Origin of the sequence: Micromonospora sp. C31 (assembly GCF_018070575.1) — a bacterium.
GTDB lineage: Bacteria > Actinomycetota > Actinomycetes > Mycobacteriales > Micromonosporaceae > Micromonospora.
In genome coordinates this window covers 17,532-31,289 of record NZ_JAGPXN010000019.1, presented here as the reverse complement: position 1 = coordinate 31,289, position 13,758 = coordinate 17,532, and the positions used below count along the sequence as shown (strand labels likewise).

Below are 13,758 nucleotides of genomic sequence, written 5' to 3'. Positions count from 1 at the left end.
CACCCCGCACCCCTCGTCCGATGGCTGGAGCGCATGTCCCACCCCCTCCTCGTCTGGTTGGTCGGCGGCGTCCTGCTGGTGGGCGCGGGCTTCGTGACGGCCCTGCTGCCCCGGTGGCGGGCGCGGGAGCGGGAGCACCGGACCGCCTGGTCCGCCGCCCGCGCGGCGATCGACAGCGCAACCGTCAGCCGGGACGCGGCGGTCACCCGGGTGCCGGCGGCCGAGCGGCTGCTGGTACGCGCCGAGTCGATCGCCGCCGGACGTGGTGGGACCGCCGCCGCCCGGGCGGCGGCGAAGCACGCGAGGGAGGCCGACCGGCTGTGGCGGACGCACCAGTGACCACCCGCCGGCACCTCCGCCACGAACTGCTGCGCTGGGCGCTGCTCGGCGTCGCCGTGGTCGTCCTGGTGGTCTTCCTGCTCGCCCAGCGGCAGAGCGTCGACGTCAGCTACGGCCGGTCGCCGGCCGCCACGGCCCGCATCGACGAGGGCTCGGCCGGCGAGTTGAGCGACGCGAGCGTGCCCTCGGTGGCCGAGATGACCGCGCTGGTGGCCGCCGACCCGGTGGTGCGGCTGCCCGGCTCGACGGCGCGCTGGAACGAGCAGCGGGTCCGCGAGGCCGCCGGCGACCGTCCCGTCCGGATCCTGGTCGCGCCGCCCGGGCTCGACAAGGCCGAACGCGACCGGGTGCGAAAGGTGGAGAACGCGACCATCCGGGTGATCGGCACCGAGGTCAGCGGCGGCATCTACCAGGCCGTGGCCGACACCCTGCCCGGCTGGCGGGCCCAGTTCGCCACCGCCGACGTGACGAACCTGCTGGTGGCGCTGCTCGCCGGGCTGCGGGACGCGCCCGACCCGCCCGAGCACGACGAGCTGCGGTGGCGTACGCCGACCGACCGGGAGCTGGCCGCCGTCGCCGCCGACCTGCGGGCCACCGGCCTGCACCTCGCAGCCGGGGCCACGCTGACCGACGTCCCCGGCGACGCCGCGCGCAACGCCTTCGGCGACGGCGCCCGGTACGTGGCGTTCCCCGCGCAGCCGTTCGGCGAGCCGGTGCCCCGGTACGGGCCGGCCCTGGCCGAGCTGTTCCCGGGCACGCCGATCGTGGTGATGTACGGCCTCTGGATCGAGTACCACGGCCCGGCTGCGGACGACTTCGCGGAGCTGGCCGGGGCGAGCTTCTACGCCCAGTTCGGCGCCCGGCTGAGCCGGTACGACTACCCGCAGGGCACGGTGCTCGCGGCCTGGCTGAACCGGGTCACCGACCTGCGCTACTCGGGGCTGTTCGACCGTCCGCTGCCGTACCGGCCGATCGATCCGCTCCGGGTGGCGCTGCCGGCCCTGCCGTGGGTCTTCGCGGGCTGCGTGGCGACGTTCCTGATCCTCTCGGTCCGCTCGCTGCGCCGGCCGGACGGCGTGGGGGTCCGGCGGGGCGACCCGGGGCGGGGCGGCACGCCCGCCCGGTTGGCGGGTCTCACCGCCCTCGCCGTCGAGATGTCCCTGCTCACCGACGCCCGCAGCGACCCGGCGCTGACCCGGGGCATCGTCAAGCTCCAGGCGGCCCGCGCCGCGCTGGACGAGGAACTGCCGGGCCCCCACGTGCGTACGCTGCTGGACGAGGCCGCCGACGAGCTGGACGACGCCGCCCGGACGCTGGGGGTCGCCAGCTACCGCCCGGACCTCTACCTTCGGGGCAGGTTGTCGTGAACCAGTCCGTACGGCGTCGCCTCGGTGCCCTGTTCGGCACGCCCTTCGGCGTCGCCGTCCTGGCCTGCCTGGCGCTGGCCGGCTGGGCGTTGTGGACCGGCGGGGCGCTGGACGGGCCGGCCGCCCGTCAGGTGCGCGCCTCGTCCGTGTACGTCGCGCCGGGTGTCGAGCTGGACCGGGCGGCGGCCGAACGGGTCATCGGCAACCGCAGGCTGGTCGTGCTGCTGCTGGCACCGGGCGCCGACCTCAGGCAGGGTTGCCGCCAGGTCGAGCGCGCCGCCGACGGGACCGTCGTGCTGGTGATGAGCCGCGACTCCGACGGGTACGACACCTACGGGTGCGCGCTGCTGCCCGGGCGCGACGACGAGAACTTCGGTCGGGCCGCCGTGGCGGAGATGACCGTCAGCCGGGGCGTCGACACCTTCGCCGGGCGCCCCCTGGAGGCGCTGAAGGTCGTCACCGTCAACTACGACCTGCTGGTGAGGGCCGGCACCGTCCCCGACGGCGCGCGGACGATCAGCCCGTCGCTGCCCCGCTTCCTGCTCGCCGCCGCCGCGATCGTGGCCGTCGTCGCCGGGGCGTCGGTGCTCTACGCCGGTGGCCGCCGCGCGGGCCGGCTCGCGGACGCCCGGCGTCACCGCCGCGACGAGAACGCCGACGCCCGCAGCGCGCTCGGCGCCGCCGCGGCCGTGCTGGCCCAGCAGATCATCGACCTCGACCAGCGGTACGCCCGGGCGCGACGCCAGGCGTACGTCAGCGACGGCGAGGAGGCGTTCGGCAGGAAGTACCTGGCGCTGACGTCGGACTACGCCGCGCTGCTCGACCGCGTCGCGGCGGTGGACGCGGACGACGACGAGGCCGTACGCGGGCTCGTCGAGCGGGTCGACACGTTGAGCCGGCGGGCGTCGACGATCACCGGGCAGCCGGCGCGGAACGGGGGCCGCCGGAAGGACGCCCGGAGCGGCGGCGCCCCGCCCTCCGGCGGCTGACCGGACAGTCGCCGACGCGAAGGACGGGCCGGGTCGTGCGGACCGCCGACACGGCCCGCCGCGACCTGCACCGGCGACAACGCGACCAGCTCCGCCGGCGCATCGCCGCAGCCGAGGCCTCCCTGGCGATCATCGAACACGCGGCCGGGCGACATCGTTCAGCGTTGCCCGTCATGGCATCTTGTTTCCTCGGACGGCGACCACGGGTCGAGAGGCATCTCGTAGACGAGCCGGTACCTGCCGCCAGGGACCACGATGTCGGCGGTCTCGACGGCGTTCTGGCCGGCGTAGTAGTTGCGCTCGACAGAGATCACCCACATCCCGCCGCGTCTGTCGAGTTCGAGGGCATCGGCCTCTTCGGGCATCGCCGGTCGGGTGATGACCTCCTCGACGAAGCGGTCGATTGCCACGCCGATGGAGTCCATGCGGGCGACCACTCCGATGATCGGCCCTTGCTCGGGGTACTCGACGGGCGTGCCGCCCGTGATGGCCGACGGCTCGTACGAGTCGGCGAGCTGGATCGGCGTTCCGTCGGCGAGGTACCGGTACCTGGTGTGCATGACCATGTCGCCGGGCTGGATGCCGAGTCGTTCGGCGATGAGGGCCGACGCCGGGATCTTGTGGCTGTCCGCCTCCCAAGCCGGTCGCATGCCTACGGCCTCGCTGTCCCGGGCGAACGGTGACGTGCTGCCGATGCGCTTGCGCATGTCCCGGGAGTGGGCGCGGCGCACGAGCCGCGTCCGGTTGCGGACGTAGTTGCCGGAACCCAGCTCACCGGCGAGGATCCGCGACCGCAGGTCGTCCACGACGCGCTGATAGTTCGGCGGTTCCTTGCTGGTCATCGGAGACCCCTTCAACGTGACGCACGTACTCGCGTCAGTCGACCATGCGCCTGGAGGCGCAGCAAACGGCGTAAGGGATCTGCGATGCAGCGTGCTTCCCTCACCGCGACACCAGGCCAAGAGGCCCGATCAGGTCACCCGCACCTACCGGTACGCCGAGGCCACTCCCCTGATCGCGGTCAACGGCGGCTCCCTGGCCACGGTCATGGTCCCCATCGACGGCAGTTGTGCCACACAGCCACCTCGGCGCCCATGCGGTCATGGCGGCACATCCCCCTGCTCGACATGGCGCCTACGGAAGCGCTGCGCCCCGCCTCGGACGGCGGACAGTCGGCAACGCACGTAGCCAACAACTCGGCATTCGGCGGCGGCACAGGGCGAAGCGTCTCGTGATCTCCGAAGTCCTTTCCATCGTGTTCGCCGGCCTGGTGCCGGGGTTCCTGCTCGGGCTGCTCGCGTTCAGAGTGAAGTCCCGGTGGTGTCCGCGCTGCGGGGAGTCCACCGAGGCCATGCGGCCGGCGGAGCGGGAGCGGTGACCGGGCCGGGCCGGCGCAGCGGCAACGAGCTGCCGATCGGGCGGCGGGTGGCGCAGTTGCGGGCTCGTCGGGGAATGAGTCAGCAGGTCTTCGCCGACCGGATCCGCAAGTCGAAGAGCTGGGTGGACAAGGTGGAGCGCGGGGTGCGTACCCTCGACCGGCTTTCGGTGATCGAGACAGTCGCCGGGGCCCTCGGCGTCGCCCCGGGCGTCCTGCTCGTCGGGAAGGTCCAGCGGACCCCGGCCACCGACGCCGGCGGCGCCGTGGAGGGGGTACGGGCGGCGCTGGCCCGCTACGACCTGCCCGGCTCCGGCAACGACGGCCAGCCGGCGTCGCCGTCGGTGCAGGAGCTTGACCACCAGGCGGGGTACGCGTGGGCGGCGTACCGCAACGGCCATCACCCCCAGGTGTTACGGATGCTGCCCGACCTGCTCGGCGACAGCCGCCACACCTGCCACCCCCAGCCGGGGGACGCATTCGCCGCCGACCTGCTGGTGCGGGTGTACCGGCTCGCCGCCCAGGTGCTGGTCAAGCTCGGCGAGGCCGACCTGGCCTGGCTGGCGGCCGACCGGGCGATGAGCGTACGGCTCGCCTTGCCGCCGTTCACGACGAGCGCCACCATCGCGACCACGACGGCGTCGGGTTCGGTCCCACCACCGTCGAACTCGCCCGCGCCCTGACCGCCATGCGCCTCGGCGACCACCGGCGGGCCGTCGCCATCCACCGCGAAGCCACCGGCGGCAGCGCCTGGCACCTGCTCCCCGCCGAGCACCGGGCCGCCCACCTGATCGACATCGCGCGCGCCCACCTGGACCTCGGCGACCCCCGCGTCGCCGGCCGGGCCCTGGTCACCGCCGACGCCATCGCCCCCGCCGAGATCCGCCTGCGCCCCGACGCCCGCACCGCGCTGACCGCCGTGCTCCGCGCCGGCTCCCCCGCCGCCGACGTCACCCGCCTGGCCGCCACCGTGGGCGTGGCCGGACAGCCCTGACACCGCAGCGCCGGCGATGTCGCGGACGCCTGCGCTCCGCAGGGCCCCGGGGCGGTGGGGCAGGTCGACCCGCTATCCGGCGTACGCGCGGACCTGTCCCCACACCGTGACCCCGACCTGGGCGCCGGCGGTCAGGCCGGTGCCCTCGTCGAGGGTCCGCGCGGCCAGCACGGTGCCGTCGTCGAGCCGCAGCGTGGTCAGCGCGTCGTGCCCGTGGAAGTCCTGCCGTACCACCGTGGCCGGCGCCCCACCGACCGTGGCGAGCCGGATCTGCTCCGGGCGGACGAGGACGGTCGCCGCGCCCCCGGTGGAGGGCCCGCGCAGCGGCAGTCGGCCCAGCGGGGTGACGGCCACGTCGTCGTCGACCGTGCCCGGGAGCAGCACCGCGTCGCCCACGAACCGGGCCACCCACGGGTCTGCGGGGTCCCGGTAGACCTCGGCGGGCGTGCCGCACTGCACGATCACCCCGGCGTCCATGACCGCGACGGCGTCCGCCATCGACAGTGCCTCGCCCTGGTCGTGGGTCACCAGCACGCCGGTGGCGCCGTCGGCCCGCAGCGCCTGCCGCACGTCGGCCCGCAACTCGGTGCGCAGTTTCGCGTCCAGGGCGCTGAAGGGCTCGTCCAGCAGCACCAGCGGCGGCCGGGGTGCCAGCGCACGGGCCACCGCGACCCGCTGCTGCTGACCGCCGGAGAGCTGGTGCGGCATCCGCGCGCCGTACCCGGCGAGGCCGACCAGGTCGAGCACCTCCTCCACCCGGCCCGAGCGCCGGGCCGCCCGATCCAGCCCGTAGCCGACGTTGTCCGCGACGGACAGGTGCGGGAACAGCGCTCCCTCCTGCGGGACGACGGCGACGCGGCGACGGTGCGGCGGGACATGCACCCCGTTTCCGACGACCGTGCGGCCGGCGACGCTGACGGTGCCCCGGTCGGCCCGCTCGAACCCGGCGACGCAGCGCAACAGGGTGGTCTTGCCGCAGCCGGACGGGCCCAGTACGGCCAGGAGCATGCCGCGGCGGACGTCGAGGTCGACGCCGGCGAGTGCGGGCACGGCCCCGTACGACTTGGCCAGGCCAGCCACCGTCAACATGCTCTCGGTCATCGGGTGCCTCCGGGATCGGTGAGTCCGGTGCGGGCCGCGAGCAGCCAGGTGGGCACGGCGGCGAGCACTACGAGGATGGCCGCGTACGGCGCCGCGGCGGCGTACGCGGCGGTCGAGGTGTGCGTCCACAGCTCGGTGGCCAGGGTGTCCATCCCCGTGGGCCGCAGCAGCAGCGTGGCCGGGAGTTCCTTCATGCAGGTGAGGAACGTCAGCGCCGCGCCGGCGCCGATGCCGGGCAGGGTCAGCGGCAGGGTGACCGTGCGGAACACCGCGAACGGTCCCCGACCCAGCGACCGGGCGGCCTCCTCGACGGCGGGCGGGCTCTGCGCGGCGGCGGACGCGACCGCGCCCACCGCGAGGGGCAGGAACAGCGTCGCGTACGCGAGCGCCAGCAGCCATCGGCTCTGGTAGAGCGGGTACGCCACGTTGACGGCGAAGAAGACCAGGGACAGGCCGATCACCACGCCGGGCAGGGCGTGCGCGACGTAGGTGAGCCGTTCCAGCAGGGTGGTCACCGGGCCGGGGGCGCGGGCGGCGAGCAGCCCCAGCGGCAGGGCCAGCAGCATGGTGAACGCTGCGCCGGCGAGCGACACCGACAGCGACCCGCCGGCGGCCGCCGCGATCTCGGCCAGCGAGCCGGGGCGGGACACCCCGGCGGCGAGCCAGCGGGCCAGCCCGACTGCCGGTACGCCGAGGGCCAGCGCCAGGACCGCGAGCAGGGCGGTCACGGCCGGCCACCGCCACCGGCCCAGCCCCAACCGGACGGGTGGCCGGACAGCGGTGCTGGCGTACCGGGCGTCGCGGGTGCGGGTGGTCAGCTCGGCGCCGATCAGCAGCACCGTGAGGACGACCAGGACCGTGGAGAGCACCAACGCGCCGGTGCGGTCGAAGCCGAGGTTGAACGCGGTGAAGATGGCCCGGGTGAAGGTGTCGACCTGGACGAGGGAGACCGCACCGAAATCGGAAAGCACGTACAGGGCGACCAGCAGCGCACCGGCGGCGACGGCCGGCCGGATCTGGCGCAGGGTGACCCCGAGCAGGGTTGCCCAGGGACCGCGGCCCAGGGACCGGGACACCTCCTCCTGCCCGGGGTCGGCGCGGGTGAGCGCGGCGACGGCCGGCAGGAAGACGTACGGGTAGGAACAGACGGTGAGCAGCAACGCCGCCGCCCAGAAGCCGGCGAACCCGTCCACGGTGGCGATCCAGGCGAACCCGGCGACGTACGTGGGCACGGCCAGCGGCAGCGCGGCGACGACGCCGAACGCGCGACGGCCGGGCAGGTCGGTGCGGGCGACGAGTAACGCGGCGCCGACCCCGAGGACCGTGCACGCGGCGGTGACCACGGCGGCCAGGGCCAGGCTGCGGCCGGCGAGCACGGCGAGCCGCTCCGTGAGCAGTTCGGTGGTGAGCCGGTCCCAGCCCGCCTCGCCGGCCCGTACTGCCAGATAGACCAGGGGCAGCAGCGCGACCGCGACGGCGGCGGCCGACGCGACGGTCAGGCCGGGCCGGGGCAGCACGCGGCGCGGTGACCGTCGGGCCCGCATGCGGGCCCGGCGGTCACCAGCGAGGACCCCGTTCAGGCCAGCCCCGATTCCTTGATCATCGCGACCGTCGCGTCGAGCGTGTCGAGGTCGTTCAGGTCGATCTTCGGCGCGTCGAGCGCGGCCAGTTGCGGCAGGCCCGGCGCGGCCGGGATGCCCGCGGCCAGCGGGTACTCGAACGTCTGGGTCGCGAAATAGGTCTGCGCCTCGGCGCCGAGCAGGTGGTCGACCAGGGCACGGGCGTCCGGGTCGGAGCCGGCCCGCTTGAGCAGGCCGATGCCGGCGGCGTTGACCAGCCCGCCGGTGTCTCCGTCGGGGAAGAAGTGCAGCCGCGCCTTGAGCGTCGCCGGGTCGCCGCCGCGCTCCTTGGCCATCTCGTAGACGTAGTAGTGGTTGACCAGCCCGGCCGCGATCTTGCCAGCGTCGATGTCGGCGACGATCTGCACGTTGTTGTCGCGGATCTGCGGCTCGTTGGCCTTCAGCCCGGTCAGGAACTCCTTCGCCCTGGCGTCGCCGTGCTGCACCCGCAGCGCGGTGACGAACGCCTGGAACGAGCCATTGGTGGGGGCCACACCGATCTTGCCCTTCCACCGGGGGTCGGTCAGCTCGAACACCGACTTGGGCAACTGGTCCTGGGTGACCTGGTCGGCGTTGTAGGCGAGCACCCGCGACCGACCGCTGACGCCGACCCATTGCCCGCCGCTGGCCCGGTACGCCGCCGGCACCCGGTCCAGCACCTCCTGCGGCAGGGTGGCGAGCTGACCGGCTTTGGTGACGGCGCCGAGCGCGCCCGCGTCCTGCGCCAAGAAGGCGTCGGCCGGGCTGCGCTCGCCCTCTTCCAGCAGCTGGGCCGCCATCTGCGCCGTGGTGCCGTAGCGGACGTCGACCTTGATCCCGGACGACTTCTCGAACTTCTCCAGCACCGGCTTCACCAGGGTCTCGCTGCGGCCGCTGTAGATGGTCAGCCGCTTGTCGCCCGGCTTGCCCGGGTCACTCTCGTCGCCGCCGCCGCAGGCCGTCAGCGAGAGGAGGCCGGCCAGGGTGGCGGTCAGGATGACACTCAGACGCTTCTGCACAGGCAAGGCTTACCTTAGCTGAGGGCTCTCGCGCAAGTCCGCGCCGACCAGGTCACCCTGGCCTTCCCAGTGAGGTGAGCCGTCCCTAACCTGTGCCCCATGCGCGTGCTCCCCGCCGTCGAGCCGGTACCGTTCGCCGCCGCCCTGGCCGGCCACGGCGACCGTCCCGCCGTGATCACCGCAGACGGTCGGCTCAGCTACCGGGACCTGGCCCGCCGGGTCGACGAGCTGGCCGCCCGCCTCGGCCCGCACCGGCGGCTGGTCCTGCTGGCGGGGGCCAACCAGCTCGACGAACTGGTCGCCTACCTCGCCGCCCTCGTGGGTGGCCACCCGCTGCTGCTGGCACCCGGCGACAACGCCGCGGCGACCGACGCGCTGATCCGGTCGTACGACCCGGACGTGGTGCTGCGCCGCGTCGGCGGGACGCTGACGGTGGACGAGCGCCGCCCGGACAGCCGGCACGAGCTGCACCCGGAGCTGGCCCTCCTGCTGAGCACCTCCGGTTCGACCGGCTCGCCGAAGCTCGTCCGGCTGTCGCGGGCGAACCTTCAGGCCAACGCCGAGGCCATCGCCGGCTACCTGGGCATCCGCGACACCGACCGGGCGGCCACCAGCCTGCCGCTGCACTACTGCTACGGGCTGTCGGTGGTCAACAGCCACCTGCTGCGCGGAGCCGCGCTCCTGCTCACCGACCTGTCGGTCGCCGACGGCCGGTTCTGGGAGCTGTTCCGGGCGGCCCGGGGCACCGCCCTGGCCGGCGTGCCGTACACGTTCGAGCTGCTGGACCGGGTGGGCTTCGCCGAGATGCGGCTGCCGCACCTGCGCTACGTCACGCAGGCCGGCGGCCGGCTCGACCCCGAGCGGGTGACCCGCTACGCGGCCCTCGGGCGCCGGCACGGCTGGGACCTGTACGTCATGTACGGCCAGACGGAGGCCACCGCCCGGATGGCGTACCTGCCGCCGCAGCTGGCCGCCACCCGCCCCGAGGCGATCGGCGTCCCCGTGCCCGGCGGCGCGTTCCGGCTCTCTCCACTGCCCGACCGGCCGGAGCCGGACACCGGCGAGCTGGTCTACACCGGCCCGAACGTCATGCTCGGCTACGCCGAGGCGCCCGCCGACCTGGCCCTCGGCCGCACCGTCGAGGAGCTACGCACGGGCGATGTGGCCCGCCGCGCGCCGGACGGCCTGTGGGAGATCGTGGGACGCGTCGGCGGTTTCGCCAAGGTCTTCGGGCTCCGCGTCGACCTGGCGCGGGTGGAGGAACGGCTGCGCGCGGCCGGCGTGTCGGCGTGCTGCGCGGGCACTGACCGGGAGTTGGTCGTGGGAGCCGAGGCACCGGCCGAGGCAGACCAGGTCCGGCAGCTCGCCGCCGCGGCGGCCGGCCTGCCACAACGGACCGTGCGGGTACACGTGCTGGCCGAGCTGCCCCGGCTCGGCAACGGCAAGCCCGACCGGCTCGCCCTGCTCGCGCTCTCCACCGACTTGCCGCCCGCCGCCGGGGCCGACCTGTGCCGGCTGTACGAGCGGGTGCTCGACGTCGCCGGCGTCACCCCCGACGACAGCTTCGTCTCCCTCGGCGGCGACTCCCTGTCGTACGTGGAGATGTCCGTCCGGCTGGAGGAGGTCCTGGGCGGGCTGCCCGCCGACTGGCACACCACCGCGATCCGGGACCTGCGCCGGCCCGCGCCCGACGCGCCGCGCCGCCGCGCCGCCGTGCTGGAGACGAGCGTGGCGCTGCGGGCGATGGCCATCGTCGTGATCGTCGGCTCGCACATCCCCCTGTTCACCGTCAAGGGTGGCGCCCACCTGCTGCTCGCGGTCGCCGGGTTCAACTTCGCCCGGTTCCAGCTGACCGACGCGCCCCGCCGGGACCGGCTGCGCGCCGCCGGACGCGCGGTCGCCCGGGTGGTGCTGCCGGCCGTGCTCTGGATAGCCGCGGCCGGCGCGGTCACCGGCGACTACACGATCACCAACGTGCTGCTGCTCAACAGCATCCTCGGGCCGCACGACGGGCCCACCGAGTGGCACTTCTGGTTCGTCGAGGGGCTGGTCTACGTCCTGCTCGCCGCGGTCGCGCTGCTGGCCGTGCCCGCGGTGGACCGGCTGGAGCGGCGGATGCCGTTCGCGCTGCCGTTCGCCCTCGCCGCGCTCGGCCTCGTCACCCGGTACGACCTGCCGGGGCTGGCCGGGTACGGCCACGTCCCGTCCGCCGTCGTGGTGTTCTGGCTGTTCGCCCTCGGCTGGGCTGCCGCCCGGGCCGGCACCACCGCACAGCGTGTCGCGGTCACGGCCGCCGCCCTGCTCACGGTGCCCGGGTTCTTCGGACAGCCGGCGCGGGAGGCGCTGGTCGTCGCCGGGTTCGCCCTGCTGGTCTGGGTCCCCAGGCTGCCGAGCCTGCGGGCCATCAACCGGGCGGCGGCGCTGCTGGCCGGAAGCTCCCTGTACGTCTACCTCACCCACTGGCAGGTGATGCCGCTGGTCGCCCCCTGGTCGCGCGGCGCGGCGCTGGTCGCCTCCCTGGCCGTCGGGATCGGCTGCGCGGCGCTCGCCCGACTGGCGGCCCGGCGGCTGTCGGCAGCCGTACGCCGCACCCGGGCACCGGCTGCCGAGAGGTGACCGGGCGCGGCACCCACTCCCGGGACGCTGGCACCGCGGCGGGCAAGCCCGAGGTGCAAGGTGACGGTACGGGCAGAGCCGATCGCGGACCGGTACGACTGGTCGACGGATCGACTCCGGCGCTACTTGTCGTGGCCGGTCGGCAGGCTCAGCGCGTGCCGCGTGAGCGCGTCCCGCAGCAGGTCGGCGAACGTCTCGACGTCGCCGTTCGCGGCATCGACCTGCTGGGCATCCAGCACGAGGATCGGGCCGGTGTCCGTGTGGGCGATGACACAGGGAGTGACGCCTTGGCTGACGTCGCTGATGGCGGGGTCGCGTTCGTTGAGGTGCACCAGGTGGAAGGACACGCCGAGACCGGCCACGAAGCTGTCCCACTGCCGCTTGCGGTACAGCGGCCCGTGGGTGACGTCGCACAGCCCGCAGTGCACCCTGCCCAGCAGCTTCCCAGCTACGTAGGCCAGCTCGCCGCGAATGCCGCCATCGGCGTGGTACACCCCGGTGAGGCCGCGCACCGTGCTGGCGTGATCGGTCATGGACGCCATTGTCGCCCACCGTCGCTGGCGGCTGCCCAGGGCCGCGGTGAGTGCGGCGAGCCGGGTGTGCACGTCGGCGGGGTCTGCGCCGCGAGCCGGCGTACGTTCTCCGGTTGCGACAGCGGGACGCCCGCACCGCGGAGTGCGGTGCGGGCGTCCCGTCGATCGGTCAGGGGTTGCTGTAGCCGAGGGAGTAGCTGCCGGAGCCGCTGTAGGCGTGCACCCGCCAGCGGTAGTAGCCGGCCGTGCCGTTGTAGGAGACGGTCTCGTCGGCCGCAGCCGTGGCACCCTGCGCCACCACGCTCCAACCGCTGCCGTTCCACTTCTGCAGGTAGAGGTCGAAGTCGGTACCGGTCGGGCCGTCGAGGCAGCCCTTGTGGGTGCCGGAGGTCGACGAGTAGTAGTAGCTGCCGTTCGGCTGGTAGGCGCTGCCGCCGCTGGACAGCGAACCGGTCACGGAGAACTCGTAGCCGCTGCAGCCGGTCGGCGGCGGGGGCGGGTTGCCGCCGCCGCTGGTCACCAGCGTCCGGCCGTACGCGGAGAGGATCTCGTTGACCGGCTGGAAGTAGGTGGTGCCGCCGGAGGTGCAGTTGCCGGAGCCGCCGGAGGTGACGCCCTGCGCCTGCTGGCCGCTGAGCCAGGACCCGCCGGAGTCACCCGGCTCGGCGCACGCGTTGGTGCGGGTCAGGCCGGAGACGGAGCCCTCCGCGTAGTTCACCGTCTGGTTGTAGGCCTGCACGGTGCCGCAGCGCCAGCCGGTGGTCGAGCCGGAGCGGCAGATGGCCGAGCCGATCGCGGCCACGGTGGAGCCGGCGACGGTCACGTTGCCGCCGGCGTAGTTGTTGACCCAGGGCTGCGGGGTCCAGTTGGAGTTGACCGCCACCCAGGCGTAGTCGTTGCCGGGGAACGAGGAGCCCTGGAAGCTGCCCTGCGCGGCACGGTTGAAGCCGGTCGTGGCGGCACCGGTGTTGCCGCAGTGCCCGGCGGTGACGAAGCCGCCGTTGACGGAGAAGCCGACCGAGCAGCGGCCACCGCCGATGTAGTAGGCGTCGCCGCCGCGTACGTCGTAGAGCAGCCGGGGCTGTTCGGTGGTGCTGACCACCCGTACCGCCGAGGCGTCGACGCCGCTGGCCTTGACGAAGGACTTGGCGGCAGCGTTGCCGCCCCGTGCCTGCACCACGACGGTGTTGGACTTGACGTCGACGTACCAGCCGGGCACCGAGGCCGCCGGCGCCTTGGCGGCCGCTGCGTCCAGGCCGGCCTTGACCGCGTCGAGCTTCTTCCCGCTGCGGTCCACCAGCTTGGGGGTGGCACCGGCGGCGGTCACCTCGGCGGCCTTGACGCTGTCGGTGACGGCCACGACCAGCGACTTCGCGTCCGGCGCCAGCCAGGCGCCGGCGAAGGTGGGGCCGAGCCGCTTACGCAGCGCCAGTTCGGTACGGCTCGCGGCGTCGTCGGAGGTGATCCTGGCGCGAGCCGCGGCGGCGGTCAGGCCCAGGTCACGTTGCATGGCGGCGAGCATCTCGGGCGAGGCTGCCTCCCCGGCCGGTGCGACCGGTGTCGGGCCGGCGGGCTTCGCGCTGGCGGGACCGGCGATGGCGATGGCAGCCAGCCCGGCTGGCAACAGCACCGCTGTCGCCGCGCCGGCAAGGACTCGTTTCATCCAGGTCTCCTTCGGGGTTGCGGAGCTGCGGGTGCGTCCGGATGGTGCTGAGCACCGACAGGTGGCGGTAACGTAGAACACCATTCGTCGATGCCGATAGATAACCTTTGACTCATACCGCCGCGTCTGGCACTATGCGCACCCGTCCGACCACGCCCCGTCAT

At 74.1% G+C, this 13,758-nt stretch carries 13 protein-coding genes; 7 read left to right on the top strand and 6 right to left on the bottom strand.

The annotated features are described in order from the left end of the window. The first annotated feature begins 33 nt into the window (after window positions 1-33). From KBX06_RS22165 to KBX06_RS22155, 3 genes are read left to right on the top strand one after another with little or no spacing between them, the layout of a single operon-like run. A complete protein-coding gene (locus KBX06_RS22165; RefSeq protein ID WP_210838207.1) occupies window positions 34-339 on the top strand; it encodes a DUF6403 family protein in 306 nt (101 codons plus the stop codon). Next, window positions 321-1,706: a hypothetical protein gene (locus tag KBX06_RS22160; RefSeq protein ID WP_307854718.1), complete on the top strand. Its 1,386-nt coding sequence runs from the start codon at window positions 321-323 to the stop codon at window positions 1,704-1,706. The genes KBX06_RS22165 and KBX06_RS22160 overlap by 19 nt, the downstream gene beginning before the upstream one ends. Further along, entirely contained in the window at window positions 1,703-2,695 is a 993-nt protein-coding gene (locus KBX06_RS22155; protein WP_210838204.1) for a hypothetical protein, read from the top strand. The genes KBX06_RS22160 and KBX06_RS22155 overlap by 4 nt, the downstream gene beginning before the upstream one ends. A gap of 158 nt (window positions 2,696-2,853) precedes the next feature. Here the strand turns inward: KBX06_RS22155 and KBX06_RS22150 are convergent, their stop codons facing one another. Further along, window positions 2,854-3,537: a GntR family transcriptional regulator gene (locus tag KBX06_RS22150; protein WP_210838201.1), complete on the bottom strand. Its 684-nt coding sequence runs from the start codon at window positions 3,535-3,537 to the stop codon at window positions 2,854-2,856. A gap of 389 nt (window positions 3,538-3,926) precedes the next feature. On the opposite strand from KBX06_RS22150, the gene KBX06_RS22145 reads away from it, so the two are divergent. The 3 genes from KBX06_RS22145 to KBX06_RS28020 are packed head-to-tail and all read left to right on the top strand — an operon-like array spanning window position 3,927 to window position 5,064. Next, window positions 3,927-4,073, top strand: a complete 147-nt coding sequence (locus KBX06_RS22145) for a hypothetical protein (protein ID WP_210838391.1) — start codon at window positions 3,927-3,929, stop codon at window positions 4,071-4,073. Beyond that, window positions 4,070-4,753, top strand: coding sequence for a helix-turn-helix domain-containing protein (locus tag KBX06_RS22140; RefSeq protein ID WP_307854717.1), 684 nt, complete (start codon window positions 4,070-4,072; stop codon window positions 4,751-4,753). Before KBX06_RS22145 ends, KBX06_RS22140 begins: the two co-directional genes overlap by 4 nt. Before the next feature lie 5 nt (window positions 4,754-4,758). After that, window positions 4,759-5,064: a hypothetical protein gene (locus tag KBX06_RS28020; protein WP_247686454.1), complete on the top strand. Its 306-nt coding sequence runs from the start codon at window positions 4,759-4,761 to the stop codon at window positions 5,062-5,064. Window positions 5,065-5,136: 72 nt separating this feature from the next. Here KBX06_RS28020 and KBX06_RS22135 read toward each other — a convergent pair whose 3' ends face one another. From KBX06_RS22135 to KBX06_RS22125, 3 genes are read right to left on the bottom strand one after another with little or no spacing between them, the layout of a single operon-like run. Next, window positions 5,137-6,165, bottom strand: a complete 1,029-nt coding sequence (locus tag KBX06_RS22135) for an ABC transporter ATP-binding protein (protein ID WP_210838198.1) — start codon at window positions 6,163-6,165, stop codon at window positions 5,137-5,139. Further along, window positions 6,162-7,709, bottom strand: a complete 1,548-nt coding sequence (locus KBX06_RS22130; RefSeq protein WP_210838195.1) for an iron ABC transporter permease — start codon at window positions 7,707-7,709, stop codon at window positions 6,162-6,164. Before KBX06_RS22130 ends, KBX06_RS22135 begins: the two co-directional genes overlap by 4 nt. A 32-nt stretch (window positions 7,710-7,741) precedes the next feature. Further along, on the bottom strand, window positions 7,742-8,788 hold the full coding sequence (locus KBX06_RS22125) for an iron ABC transporter substrate-binding protein (RefSeq protein ID WP_210838192.1): 1,047 nt from the start codon (window positions 8,786-8,788) through the stop codon (window positions 7,742-7,744). Between the two features lie 93 nt (window positions 8,789-8,881). Between KBX06_RS22125 and KBX06_RS22120 the strand changes: the two genes are divergently transcribed. Continuing rightward, on the top strand, window positions 8,882-11,398 hold the full coding sequence (locus KBX06_RS22120; RefSeq protein ID WP_210838189.1) for an AMP-binding protein: 2,517 nt from the start codon (window positions 8,882-8,884) through the stop codon (window positions 11,396-11,398). 122 nt (window positions 11,399-11,520) lie between these two features. On the opposite strand, the gene KBX06_RS22115 is transcribed toward KBX06_RS22120, so the two are convergent. Beyond that, on the bottom strand, window positions 11,521-11,931 hold the full coding sequence (locus KBX06_RS22115) for a hypothetical protein (protein ID WP_210838187.1): 411 nt from the start codon (window positions 11,929-11,931) through the stop codon (window positions 11,521-11,523). A gap of 169 nt (window positions 11,932-12,100) precedes the next feature. Continuing rightward, complete coding sequence (locus tag KBX06_RS22110; RefSeq protein WP_307854716.1) at window positions 12,101-13,594, bottom strand: S1 family peptidase; 1,494 nt, start codon at window positions 13,592-13,594, stop codon at window positions 12,101-12,103. Between the last annotated feature and the right edge of the window lie 164 nt (window positions 13,595-13,758).